Origin of the sequence: Pseudomonas sp. UW4 (assembly GCF_000316175.1) — a bacterium.
Taxonomy (GTDB): Bacteria; Pseudomonadota; Gammaproteobacteria; order Pseudomonadales; family Pseudomonadaceae; genus Aquipseudomonas; species Aquipseudomonas laurylsulfatiphila.
In genome coordinates, this window is sequence record NC_019670.1 from 4,268,805 (window position 1) to 4,287,003 (window position 18,199).

19 protein-coding genes, 1 tRNA gene and 1 pseudogene are annotated in these 18,199 nt (G+C 58.7%); 5 read left to right on the plus strand and 16 right to left on the minus strand.

All coding sequences use genetic code 11. The features are described from left to right. Positions 1–105: 105 nt before the first annotated feature. From PPUTUW4_RS18650 to PPUTUW4_RS18670, 5 genes are all read right to left on the minus strand, one after another. Entirely contained in the window at positions 106–288 is a 183-nt protein-coding gene (locus tag PPUTUW4_RS18650; protein WP_015096083.1) for a hypothetical protein, read from the minus strand. 16 nt (positions 289–304) lie between these two features. Further along, positions 305–772, minus strand: a complete 468-nt coding sequence (locus tag PPUTUW4_RS18655) for a YMGG-like glycine zipper-containing protein (RefSeq protein WP_049810811.1) — start codon at positions 770–772, stop codon at positions 305–307. Between the two features lie 111 nt (positions 773–883). Then, positions 884–1,252 carry a hypothetical protein gene (locus PPUTUW4_RS18660; RefSeq protein WP_015096085.1) on the minus strand — a complete coding sequence of 123 codons (369 nt, stop codon included), beginning with the start codon at positions 1,250–1,252 and terminating at the stop codon, positions 884–886. A gap of 310 nt (positions 1,253–1,562) precedes the next feature. Next, complete coding sequence (locus tag PPUTUW4_RS18665; protein ID WP_015096086.1) at positions 1,563–1,751, minus strand: hypothetical protein; 189 nt, start codon at positions 1,749–1,751, stop codon at positions 1,563–1,565. 144 nt (positions 1,752–1,895) lie between these two features. Next, positions 1,896–2,216: a YbjQ family protein gene (locus PPUTUW4_RS18670; RefSeq protein WP_015096087.1), complete on the minus strand. Its 321-nt coding sequence runs from the start codon at positions 2,214–2,216 to the stop codon at positions 1,896–1,898. Between the two features lie 301 nt (positions 2,217–2,517). Between PPUTUW4_RS18670 and PPUTUW4_RS18675 the strand changes: the two genes are divergently transcribed. Then, positions 2,518–3,099, plus strand: coding sequence for a hypothetical protein (locus tag PPUTUW4_RS18675; RefSeq protein WP_015096088.1), 582 nt, complete (start codon positions 2,518–2,520; stop codon positions 3,097–3,099). A 92-nt stretch (positions 3,100–3,191) separates the two neighbouring features. On the opposite strand, the gene PPUTUW4_RS18680 is transcribed toward PPUTUW4_RS18675, so the two are convergent. Further along, positions 3,192–3,281 (minus strand) — tRNA-Ser (locus PPUTUW4_RS18680). 308 nt (positions 3,282–3,589) lie between these two features. Here PPUTUW4_RS18680 and PPUTUW4_RS18685 point away from each other — a divergent pair. The 3 genes from PPUTUW4_RS18685 (at position 3,590) to PPUTUW4_RS18695 (ending at position 6,351) form a co-directional block, all read left to right on the plus strand. Beyond that, positions 3,590–4,279: a crotonase/enoyl-CoA hydratase family protein gene (locus PPUTUW4_RS18685; RefSeq protein ID WP_015096089.1), complete on the plus strand. Its 690-nt coding sequence runs from the start codon at positions 3,590–3,592 to the stop codon at positions 4,277–4,279. 214 nt (positions 4,280–4,493) lie between these two features. Beyond that, complete coding sequence (locus tag PPUTUW4_RS18690) at positions 4,494–5,216, plus strand: 1-acylglycerol-3-phosphate O-acyltransferase (protein ID WP_015096090.1); 723 nt, start codon at positions 4,494–4,496, stop codon at positions 5,214–5,216. Positions 5,217–5,379: 163 nt separating this feature from the next. Next, a complete protein-coding gene (locus PPUTUW4_RS18695; protein WP_015096091.1) occupies positions 5,380–6,351 on the plus strand; it encodes a magnesium and cobalt transport protein CorA in 972 nt (323 codons plus the stop codon). 150 nt (positions 6,352–6,501) lie between these two features. On the opposite strand, the gene PPUTUW4_RS18700 is transcribed toward PPUTUW4_RS18695, so the two are convergent. The 3 genes from PPUTUW4_RS18700 to PPUTUW4_RS18710 form a co-directional block, all read right to left on the minus strand. Continuing rightward, entirely contained in the window at positions 6,502–7,230 is a 729-nt protein-coding gene (locus PPUTUW4_RS18700; RefSeq protein ID WP_015096092.1) for an amidotransferase, read from the minus strand. 95 nt (positions 7,231–7,325) lie between these two features. Beyond that, on the minus strand, positions 7,326–9,470 hold the full coding sequence (locus PPUTUW4_RS18705) for a 3-hydroxyacyl-CoA dehydrogenase NAD-binding domain-containing protein (RefSeq protein ID WP_015096093.1): 2,145 nt from the start codon (positions 9,468–9,470) through the stop codon (positions 7,326–7,328). 24 nt (positions 9,471–9,494) lie between these two features. Next, positions 9,495–10,700: an acetyl-CoA C-acetyltransferase gene (locus PPUTUW4_RS18710; protein ID WP_015096094.1), complete on the minus strand. Its 1,206-nt coding sequence runs from the start codon at positions 10,698–10,700 to the stop codon at positions 9,495–9,497. A gap of 603 nt (positions 10,701–11,303) precedes the next feature. Here PPUTUW4_RS18710 and PPUTUW4_RS18715 point away from each other — a divergent pair. Next, positions 11,304–12,126 (plus strand): annotated as a pseudogene (locus PPUTUW4_RS18715) (cytochrome c). Between the two features lie 123 nt (positions 12,127–12,249). On the opposite strand, the gene PPUTUW4_RS18720 reads toward PPUTUW4_RS18715, so the two are convergent. The 7 genes from PPUTUW4_RS18720 to PPUTUW4_RS18750 form a co-directional block, all read right to left on the minus strand. Beyond that, positions 12,250–13,059 carry a transglutaminase family protein gene (locus PPUTUW4_RS18720; RefSeq protein WP_015096096.1) on the minus strand — a complete coding sequence of 270 codons (810 nt, stop codon included), beginning with the start codon at positions 13,057–13,059 and terminating at the stop codon, positions 12,250–12,252. Next, positions 13,056–14,006, minus strand: a complete 951-nt coding sequence (locus PPUTUW4_RS18725; RefSeq protein WP_007971901.1) for an alpha-E domain-containing protein — start codon at positions 14,004–14,006, stop codon at positions 13,056–13,058. The genes PPUTUW4_RS18720 and PPUTUW4_RS18725 overlap by 4 nt, the downstream gene beginning before the upstream one ends. Before the next feature lie 12 nt (positions 14,007–14,018). Then, positions 14,019–15,428: a circularly permuted type 2 ATP-grasp protein gene (locus PPUTUW4_RS18730; RefSeq protein WP_007971899.1), complete on the minus strand. Its 1,410-nt coding sequence runs from the start codon at positions 15,426–15,428 to the stop codon at positions 14,019–14,021. A 414-nt stretch (positions 15,429–15,842) separates the two neighbouring features. Then, the gene (locus tag PPUTUW4_RS18735) at positions 15,843–16,187 is read right to left on the minus strand and encodes a ribonuclease E inhibitor RraB (RefSeq protein WP_007971898.1); all 345 of its coding nucleotides are present in this window, start codon (positions 16,185–16,187) and stop codon (positions 15,843–15,845) included. Between the two features lie 210 nt (positions 16,188–16,397). Then, on the minus strand, positions 16,398–16,631 hold the full coding sequence (locus PPUTUW4_RS18740) for a hypothetical protein (RefSeq protein WP_015096098.1): 234 nt from the start codon (positions 16,629–16,631) through the stop codon (positions 16,398–16,400). Positions 16,632–16,837: 206 nt separating this feature from the next. After that, positions 16,838–17,713, minus strand: coding sequence for a polyamine aminopropyltransferase (gene speE, locus PPUTUW4_RS18745; protein ID WP_015096099.1), 876 nt, complete (start codon positions 17,711–17,713; stop codon positions 16,838–16,840). A 253-nt stretch (positions 17,714–17,966) separates the two neighbouring features. Next, positions 17,967–18,158, minus strand: coding sequence for a PLD nuclease N-terminal domain-containing protein (locus tag PPUTUW4_RS18750; RefSeq protein ID WP_015096100.1), 192 nt, complete (start codon positions 18,156–18,158; stop codon positions 17,967–17,969). Positions 18,159–18,199 lie beyond the last annotated feature (41 nt).

The following is an 18,199-nucleotide window of genomic DNA, read 5'->3' on the forward strand; positions in this document are numbered from 1 at the left end:
TGCACCTCTCATCTGACCTCAAGAGCAGGTCATGACATATCGAGGGCTGCGCGATGGACGCGTTCGACCAGGTAGACGATCGGTTGATTTGGCAACAGGGTTCAATCAATCTTCGTCCTCTTCCTCATCATCAAACTCGATATTTCCCACATCGCCTGCATCATCAGCATCGTTAAGTGGCACCGTCGCATCATCCATCAGCGACCCCGGATCTTCATTGCCGGGATCGTTGATGGATGGCTGTCCGCTTGGGTCTTTGTCTTCCGTGCCTTCGGATTCCAGAGTCATGGTATGCCTCGCTCAATCAGTGATGCTTTTTGTGGTGCTTGTTCGAGTGTTTATGGCCGCCACCGGAATGGGATCGGCCACTGTCATCCCCCAGATCATTGCCGATCGCACCGCCGGCTGCACCGCCAAGACCAGCACCGATGGCCGATCCGGTCGAACCACCAAGACTGTTGCCGACCACCGATCCTCCCGCCGCGCCCAAACCACCGCCTACCGCCGCTTCGGTGCGATTGTGCTTGGGCGCGGCAACGGCACTGCCGGCCGCTCCGCCGACACCCGCACCAATCGCTGCGCCAGTACTGCCACCCACCTGGCCACCAACCACGTTGCCCAGCACCCCACCGAGACCACCGCCCACCGCGGCATCTCCATTACCGCCTGCCAGCGCCACCTGGGAGAGCAGCAATCCAAAAACAATCGCAGGCAACATCAATCGTCGAGTCATCGGGCTTGCGTTCTGTTTGCCGTCGGTTTGGGAGTTCATGGCACGCCTCGCATCTTCAGGGGTATGGAAGTTTTGAGCCGCTGCGGCGGGAATCGTTCATATATGAAAAAGCCCGGCATCAAGCCGGGCTGTTTCAAATCTGGATCAGCATCAGTGACGCTTGTGACCGTTGGCCAGGTTGCTGCCTACGCCGCCGCCCAATGCACCGCCCAGACCTGCGCCGATGGTGGCACCGGACTTGCCACCCAGGCTTTTACCGATCACCGAACCACCGGCTGCGCCGACACCGCCACCGATGGCAGCGCTGGTGCGATGACCTTTTTTGGCGGCAACTGCGCTGCCTGCCGCGCCAGCAACGCCCGCACCGATCACTGCGCCAGTGCTGCCGCCCATCTTCTGGCCGACCACGTTACCCAATGCGCCGCCCAAGCCACCACCCAGTGCGGCAGTACCGTCACCGGCCATTGCACCTTGAGCAACCAGAAGCCCCAGAACCAGAGCAGGCAGTGTTAAACGCATGACAAAAACCTCAAAAAATAGGGGTACACAAAAAGGGGCGAGATTGAATGCTTTTGCGCGGATAGAGTCCGGCACGCCGGTCCAACTTCGCGATTGGCGACGGTTGGACAGCTATTTTGGAAAAGGTTTTACGACGGGCAAAAAAAAGCCCGCTGGGGAAACGGGCCAGGTGTTGCTTTCTAACGGATAAGTCGAGACTACGGCAGCTGTTGTGAAAAGTTTGTGAAAGATCTCCACTTTAAAGAACTTGTCATGAAAACCTTTCAGACATGAAAAAACCCGTTCAATGACGGGGTCTGCCTGCGTTCGTCTACTTCCTGACCGGTGCTGTCACCTTGGGCAGGAACTTGCCCTTCAGGACCCGGCACGCCCTGGTCTTGATCTTGCCGACCTCTGTCTGGTCTTCGCCGAAACTGGCCACATACTGGGTCTGGCCACACTGCACGCAATTGTTGATCGGAAACTCTGCGCCATCGTCCTCGATATACGGATCAGCCATCTCTTCACCCCTTTCAAAGAGCGGGATCGACACCGGCAAGCCTTTTGCCTGAAAAATATCGACCTCCAAGGCTTTTGAGACTAGCCGGTCACCAATGGACTGTCCGTTCGAATTCCCATGTGACCGACGAATGGCTGCGATCCCTCATCGCAACTTGACCGCTGTCCCGGTCACAAACACGACGACCATCCCGCCCTTGCCGGCCGGCATGCTGATCTCATAGTCAAGCCCCACCACCGCGTCCGCCTGAAGCGCCCGCGCCCGCTCCTTGATCTCATCGGTGGCCTGAATGCGTGCTTCCTTCAACGCTCGCTCCAGCGTCTGGGAACGCCCGCCGAAAATGTCGCGCATACCGGCAAATACGTCACGAACAACGTTGATCCCTTGCACTGACTCGGCGCTGACGATGTCCAGGTAGGCGGTAATTTGCCGGCCTTCAATGGAGTGGGTTGTGGTGGTGATCATTGCTGTTTATTCCTGTTCAGATATTCAGCCGGCGCATCAAACGCCGGCAAAGTCACGGGATCATTGGCCGAGTTGCTGGTCACTGGGTGTGATGCGTAACGGACGATGACCATCGGCACAGTCGCTATGAACCTGGCTGTGCCACGAAAACTTGCGGAGGATGGAGCATGATGTCGATTCCATTCGAAGAATCCGGACAGTCTAACAGCCGGCTCGCCTTGTTCACTGCTTGCGTGGCCAATGCCAGAGTGCCCTGCTGCTATGCTGAAAAAATCGGTTCCCTGCACTTGAGACCATCAGCATGGCGGCAGAAGGCAATCATTCCCCATTCACTTGCAAGGCTATGGCCTACTCGGCCACAGGCTTCCTTATCGCCTTGATCATTGCCACAAAGCTGCTCGACACTTACTTCGAGCTGACGTTGTTGGCTGAGACCAAGGGCTGGCTGCTACGTACATGGAGTTGGCTTCAGCTGGAAACGCCAATGCCGAATTGGTCACTACTGACGATTATCGTGGCTTTCGTCAGCACCCTGACTTTAGTGATCTACTACCGCGGCAATGAGGGAGCCTACAGCGAGCTACATGAGATAGAGCGAAAAATTTACAAAAAGAACAACCCACAGTTTCCACAGTTGACAGATAACCAAACGCTGCTGATGGAAGCTTTGGCCTATCACGCAAACTTCAGAAAAGTTGCAAACCTGGACTCGATTTGCAAACTGGTCTCACTCAGCAAGCTTGAAGTGGAAGAGGGTCTGAAGCAACTCCAGGCTAAACGTCTTGTGAATCAAAAAGTGACACGGGGTACGTTCGGCGCCACCATTTTTGAACTTACCCTGGCAGGTAAGGATTATGCGCAAGAGCGGTTTGAGCTGACGTAGCGGAGACTCGGGAAGTGGCGGGATGTATTGATTGGCACAACTGAAAAAGAAAAACCCCCGCAAACCGTAAGCTTGCGGGGGTTTTCAGAATGTGGCGGTGAAGGAGAGATTCGAACTCTCGATACAGTTTCCTGTATACACACTTTCCAGGCGTGCTCCTTAAGCCACTCGGACACTTCACCGTATCTCTTCAAACATGTTCTGTCTGTCGAGGCGCGCTAATGTAGTCGAAAGCTTTTCCGATGGCAAATATTTTTTTCAGAATTTTCATGCGGTTAACGCGATTCAGCGTTTGCGCGCCCTCTGGGCCATGGCAAACCGGCCAATCTCCGGCTTCGTACCCTCATCTATATAGAGGGGAATGCGCAGCAGGCGCGGCGGGCTGCGCCTGGCGGGCAGACAAAGGGTGACTGGCGGGTCAGTCACGGCGCTTTACCTGGCCTGCGGCGGTGGGTAACGTCTGCCCAACTTTATTGAAAGGAATAGCGTCATGAGTGAGTTGATTTCCTACCATCTCGAAGACGGTATCGCGACCCTGACCTTGAGCAATGGCAAGGTCAATGCCATCTCCCCGGATGTGATTGCCGAATTCAACGCTGCGCTGGATCAGGCGGTGACTGATCGTGCGGTGGTGATCATTACCGGGCAGCCGGGCATTCTCTCTGGCGGTTATGACTTGAAGGTGATGACGGCCGGTCCTAGAGAAGCCGTGGCACTGGTGACCTCCGGCTCGACCCTGGCCCGCCGCCTGCTGTCGCACCCCTTCCCGGTGATCGTGGCGTGCCCGGGGCATGCGGTGGCCAAGGGTGCGTTCCTGCTGTTGTCGGCCGACTATCGCATCGGCGTAGACGGTCCGTTCAGCATTGGCCTGAACGAAGTGCAGATCGGCATGACCATGCACCACGCGGGCATCGAGATTGCCCGTGACCGCCTGAACAAAGTGGCGCTTCAGCGCTCGGTGGTCAACGGCGAGATGTTCAGCCCGCAAGGCGCCGTGGCTGCCGGCTTCCTGGATGTCGTGGTGTCGGCGGAAGAACTGCAAGGCACGGCACTGGCGGCGGCTCGTCAGTTGAAGAAGATCAACATGACCGCGCACAAGAACACCAAATTGAAAGTGCGCAAAGCACTGCTGGAAGCCCTGGATAACGCGATCATCCAGGACCAGGAGCATTTGGGTTAAGCCCGGATCTGCTGCAACGAAGAGCCCGACCGTCGTGTCGGGCTTTTTCGTACCTGTCCTGGTAAAACTTCTGTGACCGCTCTAGACCGCATCTGACCAATTGGTCGGAAACATCAGCACAAACATCGGCTATCTCTCACTACTCTGGCAGCAATTGCCGAAAACAGTGCACGTCCGTACACTGCGCCACCTTTTGTCCCGGCGGGGCCTGTAAATGCTGTTTTTGTTCCGTATGTCATTGATGGGTCTGCATTTTATCGTGGCGGGCGTGCTGGGTGTAATCCTCGGCCTGTGCCGGCCTTTCAACCCGGACAACAGCCGCCTGTGCGCACGCCTGTATGCGTGGCCGGCCATGTGCATTTTGCGTTTGCGGGTGAAGACCGATGTCGGGCCTTTGATGGATAAACCTGCCAGCTGCGTGATCATCGCCAATCACCAGTCCAACTATGACTTGTTTGTGTTTGGCAACGTGGTACCCCGCCGTACCGTGTGCATCGGCAAAAAGAGCCTGAAATGGGTGCCACTGTTCGGGCAGTTGTTCTGGCTGGCCGGCAATGTGCTGATCGACCGCGGCAATGCGCAAAAGGCGCGCAAGTCGATGTTGACCACCACCCACACCCTGCAAAACAAAGACACCTCGATCTGGGTATTCCCGGAAGGCACGCGCAACCTGGGTGAGGAGTTGCTCCCCTTCAAGAAAGGCGCATTCCAGATGGCCATTGCCGCAGGGGTACCCATCGTGCCGGTGTGTGTCAGCAGTTACGTCAAACACATGCAATTGAACCGCTGGCGCAGCGGGAAAATCCTGATCCGCTCGTTGCCGGCGATTCCTACCGCCGGATTGAGCCTGGACGACATGCCCATGCTGATTGCCCAGTGCCGCGAGCAGATGCGTGAATGCATCGAGTCGATGGACCGGCAACTGCAAGCCGCCTGAACAAGAAAACCCGCCTGGTGCGGGTTTTCTTTTGCCTGCGAGACTTTACCGGCGAACTCGGCAGATTTAACTGACTCTCAAACCCTCGCGAGGCTAAGCTGATCGACACTGCCATTGCATTTGTTGCCAATTGAAAGCTGCCAAGAAGAAGTGAATCACCATCATGGGTAGAGTTGTTGCTGCTGCGGTTTATAGCGCCGGTAAGAAAGTCACCAATATCACCCTCGACGAAGGCGCAGCCTGGGCGGCAAAGCCCGGGCACTTTGTCTGGATCGGCCTGGAAGAGCCGAATGCCGAGGAACTCTACAACCTGCAACGCCAGTTCAACCTGCACGAGCTGGCCATTGAAGACGCCCTGGAAAAGCACAGTCGGCCGAAGCTGGAAACCTTCGGCGATGCGCTGTTCATCGTTACCTACTCGCCGATTCGCAATGAAGGCAAACTCGAGTTCATCGAAACACATATCTTTGCTGGCAAGGGTTACATCATTACCGCACGCAACGGCCATTCGGCTTCCTACGCCTATGTCCGACAGCGCTGTGAGGCACGTCCGATTCTGCTGGAGCACGGAGAAGATTTCGTACTTTACGCCATCCTCGACTTCGTCATCGAAAACTACCAGCCAATGGGTGAAGCCATCCATGCTGAAATCGATGAGCTGGAACACAACGTGCTGTGCAGTGCGCTGAATGAGCATGACATTCAGAAACTTCATGGCTTGCGTCGGGATGTCTTGCGCCTGCGTCGTTACGCGGCGCCGATGGTGGAGATTGGCGAAGAACTGCAAAATCTGAGCTTCCCGTTCATCGACAAGAACATGCGTCCGTACTTTCGCGATGTGCAGATCCATGTAACGCGGCAGATGGAAGACCTCACTACCCTGGCGGATATTGCCAGCCAGACGATTGAAGTCGGGGTGCTGCTGGAGGCCTCTCGCCAGAGCGTGGTGCAACGCAAGTTTGCGGCCTGGGCGGCGATTCTGGCCTTTCCGACGGCGGTGGCGGGGATTTACGGGATGAACTTCCAGAACATGCCGGAGTTGGGCTGGCACTACGGCTATTTCGGGGTGCTGGGGTTTATTACGGTGGGCTGCCTGGGGTTGTGGGCCAGCTTCAAAAAGTCCGGCTGGCTGTAGGAGCGAGCTCGCTCGCGAAAAATCCAGGGGCGCCGCTGTGTACCTGGTTCAACGCGCTATCGTTCACGACCTTCGCGAGCAGGCTCGCTCCCACATCGATCTCTGCAACACCGAAGATCCACTGTGGGAGCGAGCTTGCTCGCGATGTTTTCAGCCTTTGACAGCGGCCGGCTTGTGCGCGACAAACCGCATCATCCATTCAGCAACCGTGGTGCCGTGGTGCTCCTGCTCCAGGCTCGCAATGCCTTTGGAGTAAATCTGCTGGCCCAGCGCATCCTGACGAATCTCCAGCAAGGCGCGGGAGTAGTCGTGGATGAATTCCGGATGCCCCTGGAAGCACAGCACCTGATCGTTGATGTGATAGGCGGCATAGGGGCAGAAATCGCTGGAGGCGATGACCGTGGCGTTCTCCGGCAGCGACGTGACCTGATCCTGGTGGCTGATCAACAGCGTCAGCTCTTCGCGTACAGGACTCATCCACGGGGCCTTGGCGGCCAGTTTGTAGTTGTGGGTGCCGACACCCCAACCCTGGGTCGCACGCTCGCTCTTGCCACCGAGCAGCAATGCCAGCAACTGATGACCGAAGCAGACGCCGAGCAACTTGTCCCCACGCTCGTAGCGGGTCAGCAGATACTTCTTGAGGGTTTCGATCCACGGGTCGGTGCCGAAGGAATCGGCCTTGCTGCCCGTCACCAGGTAGGCGTCGAATGTCAGGTCGTCGCTTGGGTATTCACCCTGCACCACGTTGTAGACGGTGAACTCGGCGGCAATCGGCTGCTGCGAAAACAGGTGTTTGAACATCTGCCCGTAGCCCTGATATTGGTCAACCAATTCCGGACGCAGGTGGTCGGTTTCCAGAATGCAGATGCGTAACGACATAAAAAATACCTGACACGTGATGGGAATAATGCACACCCCAGAGCCTGCCTCGAAACACTGTGACAAGGCAAGCCCCGAAATGTGTCATCGCGCCCTTAGAAGGCCTCCCCTTTTGCCGCTTTTTCCAGTAGCAGTGCAGGCGGCGCGAACCGTTCGCCATATTGCTTGGCCAGGTACTGGGCGCGGGCGACAAAGTCCTGTACGCCGTACTGGTTGATGAACTGCAGTGCACCGCCAGTCCAGGCGGCGAAACCGATGCCGAAGATCGAGCCGACGTTGGCGTCCGCCGTCGAGGTCAACACGCCCTCCTCCACACAACGCACGGTTTCGATGGCTTGCACGAACAGCAAGCGATCGCGCACATCCACTGGCGAAATCTGCCCGTCGGCTTTCTCGAAGCGTTTTTTCAACTCCGGCCACAGGTATTTCTGGCCGCCCACCGGATACTCGTAGAAACCTCCACCGGCAGCCTTGCCCGGACGCTTGAACTCATTGAGCAGCAAGTCGATGACGGCAAACGCAGGATGTTCTGTCAGTGGCTTGCCTTCTGCTTGCAGGTCCTTGGCCGTTTGCAGGCGGATATGGCTCATCAGGCTGAGGGAAACTTCATCAGAGATCGCCAGCGGTCCTACAGGCATGCCGGCCTTGCGTGCTTCAGTCTCGATCATCGCCGCGTTCACACCTTCGCCCAGCATGGCAATGCCTTCGTTGGTGAAGGTGCCGAACACCCGCGACGTGAAGAAACCGCGGCTGTCGTTGACCACAATCGGGGTCTTCCTGATTTGCAGGACGTAATCGAATCCGCGGGCCAGGGTTTCGTCGCTGGTATTGGCACCCTTGATGATTTCCACCAGCGGCATTTTTTCCACGGGGCTGAAAAAATGCAGGCCGATGAACTTGCTCTGATCGGGCACGGCGCACGCCAGGCCGCTGATCGGCAAGGTCGAGGTGTTGGACGCGATCACCGCGTCCGCGCCGACGACCTTCTGCGCGGCCAACGAGACTTTGGCCTTGAGGTCACGATCCTCGAACACCGCCTCGATGATCAGGTCGCAACCGGCCAGGTCAGCATCGTTTTCGCTGGTTTGGATGCGCGCCAGCACCGCATCACGTTGCTCGATGCTCATTTGTCCGCGAGCGACTTTCTTGTCCAGCAGCGCTGCCGAATGCGCCTTGCCCTTCTCGGCTGCGGCGAGATTGATGTCCTTGAGTACCACATCGATACCCGCCGACGCGCTGACAAACGCAATACCGGCGCCCATCATCCCGGCGCCGAGCACGCCGACCTTGCGGGTGACATAAGGCGCAAAACCTTGCGGCCTCGAGCCACCGGCGTTGATTTCGTTGAGCTGGAACCAGAACGTGCCGATCAGGTTTTTCGAGACCTGGCCGGTGGTCAGTTCGGTAAAGTAGCGGGTTTCGATCAGGTGCGCGGTGTCGAAATCCACCTGCGCGCCCTCGACCGCTGCGCAGAGGATTTTCTCCGGCGCGGGCATCGTGCCCTGGGTTTTGCTGCGCAGGATAGACGGGGCAATCGCCAGCATCTGGGCGACTTTCGGGCTTGACGGTGTACCGCCCGGAATCTGATAGCCCTTCACGTCCCAGCGTTGTACCGCCACCGGGTTGGCGAGAATCCACGCCCGCGCCTTGGCCAACAGATCTTCGCGGTCGGTTGCCAAAGCGTCGATCAGGCCTGCCTGCAATGCCTGTTGCGGCCGCACCTTCTTGCCTTCCAGCAGGTACGGCAGGGCTTTTTCGATCCCGAGCATACGCACCATGCGCACCACGCCACCACCGCCCGGCAGCAGGCCGAGGGTGACTTCCGGCAGGCCGAGTTGCACCGCAGGATTATCCAGCGCCACCCGATGGTGGCAGGCCAGGCAGATTTCCCAGCCGCCGCCGAGTGCCGCGCCGTTGATCGCCGCAACCACCGGTTTGCCCAGGGTTTCCAGGGTGCGCAACTGCCCCTTGAGGGTCAGCACCATGTCGTAGAAGGCTTTGGCTTCGGGCTTGCCGACCTTGATCAATTCATTGAGGTCGCCACCGGCAAAGAAGGTTTTCTTGGCCGAAGTGATGATCACACCGGCGATGTTGTCCTTGTCACCCACCAGGCGCGCGACGCAGTCGGCCATGGCCTCGCGGTACACCGCGTTCATGGTGTTGGCGCTCTGGTCCGGCAGGTCTATGGTCAGGACGACAATGCGGTCCTGGTCTTTTTCGTAACGAATGGCTTCGCTCATAACGGGGTTCCTTGAAGTCCGGGCTCAGAGGCGTTCGATGATGGTGGCAATGCCCATGCCGCCGCCGACACACAGGGTCGCGAGGCCATAACGCAGGCGTCGGGCTTCCAGCTCATCGAGCAGCGTGCCGAGAATGGCGCAACCGGTGGCGCCCAGCGGGTGGCCCATGGCGATGGAACCGCCGTTGACATTGACCTTGTCCGGGTCGATCGCCATGTCCTTGATGAATTTCAACACCACCGAAGCGAACGCCTCGTTGACCTCGAACAGGTCGATGTCTTCGACCCGCAGCCCGGCCTTGGCCAATGCCTTGCGGGTCGCCGGCGCGGGACCGGTGAGCATGATGGTCGGGTCGGTACTGGTGACCGCCGTGGCGACAATCCGCGCCCGGGGCTGCAGTCCCAGCTCCCGGCCCTTGGCTTCGGAGCCGATGAGCATCAGCGCCGCGCCATCGACAATCCCGGAGCTGTTGCCGGGGGTGTGAACATGATTGATCCGTTCGACATGGCTGTAGACCCGCAGCGCGGTGGCATCGAACCCCATCTGCCCCATCATCTCGAAACTCGGCTTGAGCTTGCCCAGACCTTCCAGGGTCGATTCGGCGCGGATGAACTCATCATGATCGAGCAGGATGATGCCGTTCTGGTCCTGCACCGGCACCAGCGACTTGTTGAACGAACCATCGGCCCGCGCCCGAGCTGCCTTCTGCTGGGAATGCAGGGCGTAGGCATCGACGTCCTGACGGCTGAAGCCTTCAAGGGTAGCGATCAGGTCGGCACCCACCCCTTGCGGCGTGAAATGGCTGTGCAGATTGGTCGCCGGGTCCAGCGCCCAGGCGCCGCCATCGCTGCCCATCGGCACCCGTGACATCGACTCGACACCACCGACCACCACCAGATCCTCGAAGCCGGAACGCACTTTCATTGCGCCGAGGTTGACCGCCTCCAGCCCCGAAGCGCAGAAACGATTGATTTGTACCCCCGCCACACTGACATCCCAATCGGCCACCTGGGCGGCGGTCTTGGCGATGTCAGAACCTTGATCGCCAATCGGCGTCACGCAGCCGAGCACCACGTCATCGACCTGGCTGGTGTCCAGCGCCGTGCGCTGCTGCAGCGCGGTGAGCAAACCGGCCACCAGGTTCACCGGCTTGACACTGTGCAAGGCGCCGTCGGCCTTGCCTTTGCCACGGGGCGTGCGTAATGCGTCGAAAATCAATGCTTGGGTCATGACGTCCTCGAACCGCAGTGCAGGAGAGTAAAAGCAGAGCGCTCACTCTTGGCCCGAGCCGCGTTTGATTCAATGACCGCAGCGCTCACAGATGTTGACGCACACGCTCAGACGGACGGTCGTGAATGAGCGGATTAACCGATTCAGGACACCAAGCTGTCTAGCCAACGGGCGGCAAAGAAGATGGCAATAGGCCTCATACCTTTTTTAAAGCAAATCGTGACAACACCATACGAAATGGATCTAAACCAAGCGCTGCGCGGGCTCTAAGGTGAACTTGTACGAAGTTGTCGTCGGGTTTTGCCGAGGCGCTCGTCACTACAGGAAGTGCAACGCGCTGCCAACATGGAGATATGCAGGCAGGCATCAGGAAATAACAATAAAGGCGGTCAAGCCATGTTCAAACAATCGAAAGTACGTCAAGCCGGGCTCATCCTTTTTGCCACCACGCTGTTGTTGATAGTGCCGAACCTGACCAAGGTCATCGGCTAGTCGCGTCTGAAAGATACGGCGTCACAGTTTTTGAATTGCCACTATCAAAATGTGACTGGCCCGCTACCCGGGCCAGCGTGGCTGTGCCACCCTTCATGGCACTTCCACGACATGGACGGCAATCACTTTGAAAATGCTCATTCTGCTCGGGGCCCTGCTGTTCGGCTCGCCCCTTTATGCCGCACAGCTGAATCTGGAGCTGGGCGCGAACAGTCGCACCTGGCGGACGGAGGAATTGCTCAAGCATCCCCAAGTGCAAACCATCAACATCAGCAACGACGTTTCCTACAAACGGGACATGAGCTACCGCGCCGTGCCTCTGTCCGCGCTGCTGACCGGCATCAAGCCGGACGACCACCTGCAAGCCGTGGCCCTGGATGGCTTTGCCGCCGAAATGGCCGCGGCGCCGCTGCTCAATACCCAAGGGGCGCGGGCCTGGCTGGCGATTGAAGACCCGGCCAAACCGTGGCCAGCGCTATCGGAAGGCAAGCCGGGTGCCGGGCCGTTCTACCTGGTCTGGACCGATCCGCAGGCCGGCAACATCAGCCCCGAGCAATGGCCGTTCCAGGTGGCGAGCATCAAGCGTCTGGCGCCCGTGGCCGAGCGTTTTCCTGCCCTGCTGCCCGATCCGTCCTTGAAGGCGGATGATCCGGTGAACAAGGGTTTTGCGTTGTTCCAGAAGAACTGCCTGGCATGCCATCGACTCAATGGTGCCGGGGATGCGCAGTTCGGGCCGGACCTGAATATTCCATACAACCCGACCGAGTATTTCGGCGCGGACTTCCTCAAGCGCTACATTCGCGATCCACAGAGTTTGCGCCAATGGCCGCAGGCGAAGATGCCCGGGTTCTCGGCCGAGGTGTTGCCGGATGGGGATCTGGGGATGCTGGTGGGGTATTTGCAGCATATGGTCGGGCGCAAGATTCAGCACTAGCACTGACATGATCCCTGTGGGAGCGAGCTTGCTCGCGATAGCGGTGTGTCAGTCACGGTAGTATCGACTGAAAGATCGCCATCGCGAGCAAGCTCGCTCCCACAGGATTTTGCAGACCTCTAGTTATTGCTGCTGCACCAAAATCACCGGCGCCGGCGTCGGTGAGACCAGCACCTTCGCGTGCATCTGCTCACACCCGCCGCCCCGGCGCATCCCTCGTACCGGGCAGGCATCCAGGTAATCCAGGCCAACGGCCAGTTTCAGGTGACGCTCCGGCCGGGCCAGTTCGTTGGTCACGTCGAAGCTGTACCAGGCGTCATCCAGCCAGGCTTCGGCCCAGGCGTGGCTGGCCAGGTGTTCGCTGCTTTCGCTGTACAGATAGCCCGACACATAACGTGCAGGAATGCCCAGGCTGCGGGTGCAGGCAAGAAACGCATGGGTATGGTCCTGACATACGCCGGAGCGTCCGGCAAAGGCCTGGGCCGCGCTGGTGTCCACTTCCGTGGAACCGGGCGTGTAGGTCATATGCTGGTTGAGTCCATGCATCAGATCGATCAACGCCGTGCGGTCGCGGCGTTGCTTGCACGCCTTCTCGGCGAACGCACGCAGGGCGCCATCGGCTTCAGTCAAACGGGTGAAGCGCAGAAACGGCAGTGCCGACTGGCTCTCGTGTTCGGCCTCACGTAATTCATCGATATCAACCTGGCCGCGGGCACCGATGATGATCGCCTCGTGAGGCTCATCCATGGTCAGCACATGCAGAATATTGCCGAACGGATCGAGTTGCGCCCGCACCGGACGCGGCAGGTCGAGCTGCCAACTGAGCACGTGCTGGCGCTCGCTGTCGTGGGGCGTCAGCCGCAGGTACTGGATGCTCGCCCGCACCTTGTCTTCGTAGTGATAGGTGGTTTCGTGGCTAATGGAAAGTCTCATGCCGCCTCCAGATAAGAACTGTGAATCGCGTTACCCAACTGGCGCACCAGCGGGATGAACTCGGTCAGCCAGGCGTGCAGGCCTTCTTCGAGAATTTCATGGATGCCGGTGTAGCGCAGGCGTGCATCCATTTCCGCCGCCAGGCGCTGTGCAGGACGACCGTTGGCCCCCGGCAATTGTGCGAGGATCTGGTCGATTTCTTCGGTGCAGGCGCGCAGGGAACGCGGCACATCGGCGCGCAGCAACAGCAATTCGGCAACATGCCGGGCGCCAGGGGCGTCGCGGTAGATTTCCGTGTAGGCCTCGAACGATGACAACGCCCGCAACAACGCGCTCCACTGGTAATACGCGTGAGCGGTGCCATCGCTGACCGCTTCGGCCTGGTCGCCGGCCATTTCGTAGCGGGCATCGAGCAGGCGCAAGGTGTTGTCCGCCCGTTCGATGAAGGTCCCCAGACGAATGAAGCGAAACGCATCGTTGCGCATGATGGTGCCGTAGGACGCGCCCCGGAACAGGTGGGAACGCTCCTTGATCCACTCGCAGAAACGGCTCATGCCGTAGCGACTGAGGCCCTGCTCGGCGATGCCGCGAATTTCCAGCCAGGTGGCATTGATGTTTTCCCACATGTCGGCGGTGATGCGTCCACGCACCGCATGGGCGCTGGCCCGTGCAGCACCGAGGCAGCTGTAGATGCTCGCCGGGTTGGCCGCATCCAGGGCGAAGAAATGCAGCAGCCGTTCGGCATGCAGTTCGCCATGGCGCTCCAGATAATCGTCCAGGGTGCCGGTGATCAACAACGGCATGGCCAATTCGTGCAAACCGTCGCCACGGCCGTCTTGCGGCATCAACGACAGTGAATAGCTGATGTCGAGCATCCGTGCGAGGTTTTCCGCCCGCTCCAGGTAACGCGACATCCAATACAAATCCGAGGCAGTTCTACTTAACATGGCAGGCTTCCTTTAATCCTCGACCACCCAGGTGTCCTTGGTTCCGCCACCCTGGGAGGAGTTGACCACCAGGGAGCCTTCGCGCAGGGCGACACGGGTCAAGCCGCCGGGCACCACCCGGGTTTCACGACCCGACAGGACAAACGGCCGCAAGTCGATGTGGCGTGGCGCAATACCGTTTTCGACAAAGGTCGGACAGGTCGACAGCGACAGCGTGGGTTGTGCGATATAGGCATGGGGCTTGGCGATGATGCGCGCGCGGAAGGCTTCGATTTCCGCCGCCGTCGCGGCCGGCCCCACCAGCATTCCGTAACCGCCGGAGCCCTGGGTTTCCTTGACCACCAGTTCTGGAAGATTGGCCAGCACATGGGAAAGCTCAGACGGATTTCGGCACTGCCAGGTCGGCACGTTCTTCAGGATCGGTTCTTCATCGAGGTAGAAACGGATCATGTCGGTAACGAACGGATACACCGATTTGTCGTCCGCCACCCCCGTGCCGATGGCATTGGCCAATACCACGTTGCCGGAACGGTAGGACGACAGCAGCCCCGGCACGCCGAGCATCGATTCCGGGTTGAAGGCCAGCGGATCGAGGAAGGCGTCGTCGAGGCGACGATAAATCACGTCGACCGCTTTCGGCCCGTCGGTGGTGCGCATGAAGACCTTGTCGTCACGCACGAACAGGTCCGCGCCTTCCACCAGTTCCACACCCATTTCCCGCGCCAGAAACGCATGCTCGAAGAACGCACTGTTGAAGCGCCCCGGCGTCAGCACCACCACGCTGGGGTTATCGATGGGGCTTGAGCTTTTGAGGGTATCGAGCAACAGGTTCGGGTAGTGATCGATGGGCGCGATGCGTTGCGCCGCGAACAGTTCGGGGAACAGGCGCATCATCATCTTGCGGTCTTCGAGCATGTAGCTGACGCCGCTCGGTGTGCGCAGATTGTCTTCGAGCACGTAGTAGGTGCCGTCACCGTCGCGCACCAGGTCGACACCTGAGATGTGCGAGTAGATATCGCGGTGCAGGTCCAGCCCCTGCATCGCCAACTGGTACTGCTCGTTGGCCAGCACCTGCTCGGCCGGAATGATGCCGGCCTTGATGATGCGTTGCTCGTGATACAGGTCGGCGAGGAACATGTTCAACGCCTTGACCCGCTGGATGCAGCCGCGCTCGACGACCCGCCATTCACTGGCGGGAATACTGCGGGGGATGGTGTCGAAGGGAATCAGGCGCTCTGTGCCCTGCTCGTCCCCATAGAGCGTGAAGGTAATCCCGGCGCGATGAAACAACAGATCGGCCTCGCGTCGCCGTTGTGCCAGAAGCTCGTCAGGCGTCTCGGCCAGCCAACGGGCAAACTCCCGATAATGCGGGCGGACCTGGCCGCCGGCATCGTACATCTCATCAAAATAGGTGCGGATCATGCCGTACTCCTTGTCACTCGGACGTCCAGACCTTCGCAAGGCCCGTGCCAGCGGCATAAACGCTTTGATATCAATCAGTTGGATAATCAATGCGCAAGTACCGCACCATTCCTGTGCGGCAAATGCTCCAATCTGATCGCCCCCGCTTCATTGCAAGGCGTGGCTATCGCCTATCACCAGCATAGCCAGAGTTGATTTCACTGCCCGGTAACGGGTGCGGATAATCCAGGCATTCGCTGAAAAGCACACCGAACTTCCCTTTTAGCCGCCTGCTCAGGCGGCTTTTTTTTGCCTTGTTGAAATGTTGAGAATCAAAATCAAAAGATCGCAGTCTTCGGCAGCTCCTACAGGCCATAAATGAAAACGGCCAACCCAAAGGTCAGCCGTCAATGCCGGTTGTCACTGTTCATAAGCTTATGCGAGTCGCCCTCGTACCTCCTGTTTCACACCCCAGCCTTCGATGATGCCGCCCAACGGCTCGACAACCGCTTCGAAACCCTGTTCGAAGTCGCCGATGTCGTCGTAGGTGGCATACATGACTTTGCACAACTCCAGCGCCCAGGCGCCATCGTCGCGCACACTGACTTGCGCATCCAGGGATTCACCACGGTGGAAATGACCTGCCGCCCTGCGTGCCCGCTCCTCATCCGGGAAAATGGCGTAGAACTCGATGGGATGAAACCGTGAAAAGTCAAAACCGCCTTCTTTCATGCGGCGCAGCACGCTGCTGCTGATGTCTTCTTGATAGGCTGTGCTCATGAAACGTCCTCCTCAAAACGATGGATAGACTTTCCGTACTCCCTCACCCGCAACCGAACAGCGCGAGCGACGGCAAACGATGTGCCGGCGGGAAACAAGCATGGAGCTGACAAGACCAGACCTTAGCGATTCATTCGCTGATCTCGCTTGCAGAGTAGCCTCAAGATAGAGCCTCTGCCAAGGCCCGGATGTGAATGCGACAGGTGTTGTTCAGATTGGAGTAATGTCGAGGATTTCAATGCTGTTCTGGGACTTGAGCTCTTTGACGCTCGCATCGGCGGTCCGCCCTTCCAGATCGTTCAGATCCAGTTCGGCAGCGACAGGAAGAAGCCGGGACTTGATGAGCTTGGCGGCGCACTCGTTGTCCGGGCGCTCATCGCACTCAAAGACCTCGTTAACGGTTTCGCCATGATCATCCACGAAAGTGATTTTCCACTTTTGCATTGATGCCTCCTCGATAAAACCCATGGATGGGCTTACACATATCTGGACCTTGTTAGCTGGCTAATTGTTCCATCGGGGTCAGATAAGGACCTGTGGGAGCGTGGCTTGCCCGCGAAGGCGGTGTTTCAGGCACATTAATGTCAACTGACACACCGTATTCGCGGGCAAGCCACGCTCCCACAGGTTTGCGAACCAACCGATGGATATCAGTCGTTGCTTGGCTTGTTCACTGCCTGCAACACGTATTGCGGCAGGGCGAAAGCGCCGATGTGGATCTCAGGATTGTAGTAGCGCGTGACGATGCCGCTGCCCGTGAAACGCTGTTGCAGGGTTTCGCGGGTCAGCTTGCGATAAGCGGTATCGGTCGCGCCCCAGGCGAAGGTCATCGAGCCGCCGATGTAGGTCGGCACAGCAGCCTGGTAGAAGTGCCAGTCCGGGAACAGGCTGCGCAGGCGACCGGCGGTAGTCTTCACTTCTTCGATCTGCATGAACGGCGTGCCGTTCTGGGTCACCAGGATGCCGCCTTCGTTCAGGCAGCGGTGGCAAGCCTGGTAAAAGTTTTCCGAGAACAGCACTTCCCCCGGCCCGATCGGGTCAGTGGAGTCGGAAATGATCACGTCGAACTTTTCAGTGGTGGTGGCGACGAAACGCATGCCGTCGTCGATCACCAGGTTCAGGCGTGGATCATCGAATGCACCCTTGGAGTGATTCGGCAGGAATTCCTTGCACATGTCGACCACGGTGCCGTCGATCTCGACCATGGTGATGTGCTCGACACTGCGGTGCTTGGCTACTTCACGCAACATGCCGCCGTCGCCGCCGCCGATGATCAGCACGCGCTTGGCGGTGCCATGGGCGAGGATCGGTACGTGGGTCAGCATTTCGTGATAGATGAATTCGTCGGCTTCGGTGGTCTGGATCACGCCGTCCAGCGCCATCACGCGGCCCATGCGCGGGTTCTCGAAGATCACCAGGTGCTGGTGTTCGGTGCGCACTTCGTGCAGCAGTTTTTCCATGCGAAAACGCTGGCCGTAGCCTTCGTAGAGGGTTTCCAGGTAGTCGCTGGTCGGGGTGATGCTCATGGGAAGTGCTCCGATGAATGCGGGTGGCAACGGACGGTTACCCGCCCATGATGGCCATTCGTTCGTCTCGAATGACCGGGAAAGGCGCGCATTCTACGTTGCGGAACATGACAGGTCGAACCTTCGTCATCGATGTACCCGCAGAACATTGTGGGAGCGAGCCTGCTCGCGAAGCGGACGATGCGGTGTTCAGTTGCTCCGCGTCATCGTTCTTCGCGAGCAGGCTCGCTCCCACAGGTTCAGTGCCGCTTGTTCAGGCCCGTACGTTGCCCCGCGGCCCGGCGATAGCCCAAATGATCAGCCCCAGCACCGGTAACAGTGCGATCAACAGTACCCAGAGGACTTTCATCCCGGTCCCGGCACTACTTTTGAATACGTTGATGATGGCCCAGATGTCCAGGGCAAAAATGATCAAGGCAACCAGGCTGTTGAACGTGGAACCCATGGTGACGCTCCTGAAAGGTGATTTGCCCTCTTAGGATAGAC

Coding starts and splice junctions, on each gene's coding strand:
- PPUTUW4_RS18650 (WP_015096083.1), bottom strand. CDS start 288: ATGACTCTGGAATCCGAAGGCACGGAAGACAAAGACCCAAGCGGACAG.
- PPUTUW4_RS18655 (WP_049810811.1), bottom strand. CDS start 772: ATGAACTCCCAAACCGACGGCAAACAGAACGCAAGCCCGATGACTCGA.
- PPUTUW4_RS18660 (WP_015096085.1), bottom strand. CDS start 1,252: ATGCGTTTAACACTGCCTGCTCTGGTTCTGGGGCTTCTGGTTGCTCAA.
- PPUTUW4_RS18665 (WP_015096086.1), bottom strand. CDS start 1,751: ATGGCTGATCCGTATATCGAGGACGATGGCGCAGAGTTTCCGATCAAC.
- PPUTUW4_RS18670 (WP_015096087.1), bottom strand. CDS start 2,216: ATGATCACCACCACAACCCACTCCATTGAAGGCCGGCAAATTACCGCC.
- PPUTUW4_RS18675 (WP_015096088.1), top strand. CDS start 2,518: ATGGCGGCAGAAGGCAATCATTCCCCATTCACTTGCAAGGCTATGGCC.
- PPUTUW4_RS18685 (WP_015096089.1), top strand. CDS start 3,590: ATGAGTGAGTTGATTTCCTACCATCTCGAAGACGGTATCGCGACCCTG.
- PPUTUW4_RS18690 (WP_015096090.1), top strand. CDS start 4,494: ATGCTGTTTTTGTTCCGTATGTCATTGATGGGTCTGCATTTTATCGTG.
- PPUTUW4_RS18695 (WP_015096091.1), top strand. CDS start 5,380: ATGGGTAGAGTTGTTGCTGCTGCGGTTTATAGCGCCGGTAAGAAAGTC.
- PPUTUW4_RS18700 (WP_015096092.1), bottom strand. CDS start 7,230: ATGTCGTTACGCATCTGCATTCTGGAAACCGACCACCTGCGTCCGGAA.
- PPUTUW4_RS18705 (WP_015096093.1), bottom strand. CDS start 9,470: ATGAGCGAAGCCATTCGTTACGAAAAAGACCAGGACCGCATTGTCGTC.
- PPUTUW4_RS18710 (WP_015096094.1), bottom strand. CDS start 10,700: ATGACCCAAGCATTGATTTTCGACGCATTACGCACGCCCCGTGGCAAA.
- PPUTUW4_RS18720 (WP_015096096.1), bottom strand. CDS start 13,059: ATGAGACTTTCCATTAGCCACGAAACCACCTATCACTACGAAGACAAG.
- PPUTUW4_RS18725 (WP_007971901.1), bottom strand. CDS start 14,006: ATGTTAAGTAGAACTGCCTCGGATTTGTATTGGATGTCGCGTTACCTG.
- PPUTUW4_RS18730 (WP_007971899.1), bottom strand. CDS start 15,428: ATGATCCGCACCTATTTTGATGAGATGTACGATGCCGGCGGCCAGGTC.
- PPUTUW4_RS18735 (WP_007971898.1), bottom strand. CDS start 16,187: ATGAGCACAGCCTATCAAGAAGACATCAGCAGCAGCGTGCTGCGCCGC.
- PPUTUW4_RS18740 (WP_015096098.1), bottom strand. CDS start 16,631: ATGCAAAAGTGGAAAATCACTTTCGTGGATGATCATGGCGAAACCGTT.
- speE (WP_015096099.1), bottom strand. CDS start 17,713: ATGAGCATCACCCCGACCAGCGACTACCTGGAAACCCTCTACGAAGGC.
- PPUTUW4_RS18750 (WP_015096100.1), bottom strand. CDS start 18,158: ATGGGTTCCACGTTCAACAGCCTGGTTGCCTTGATCATTTTTGCCCTG.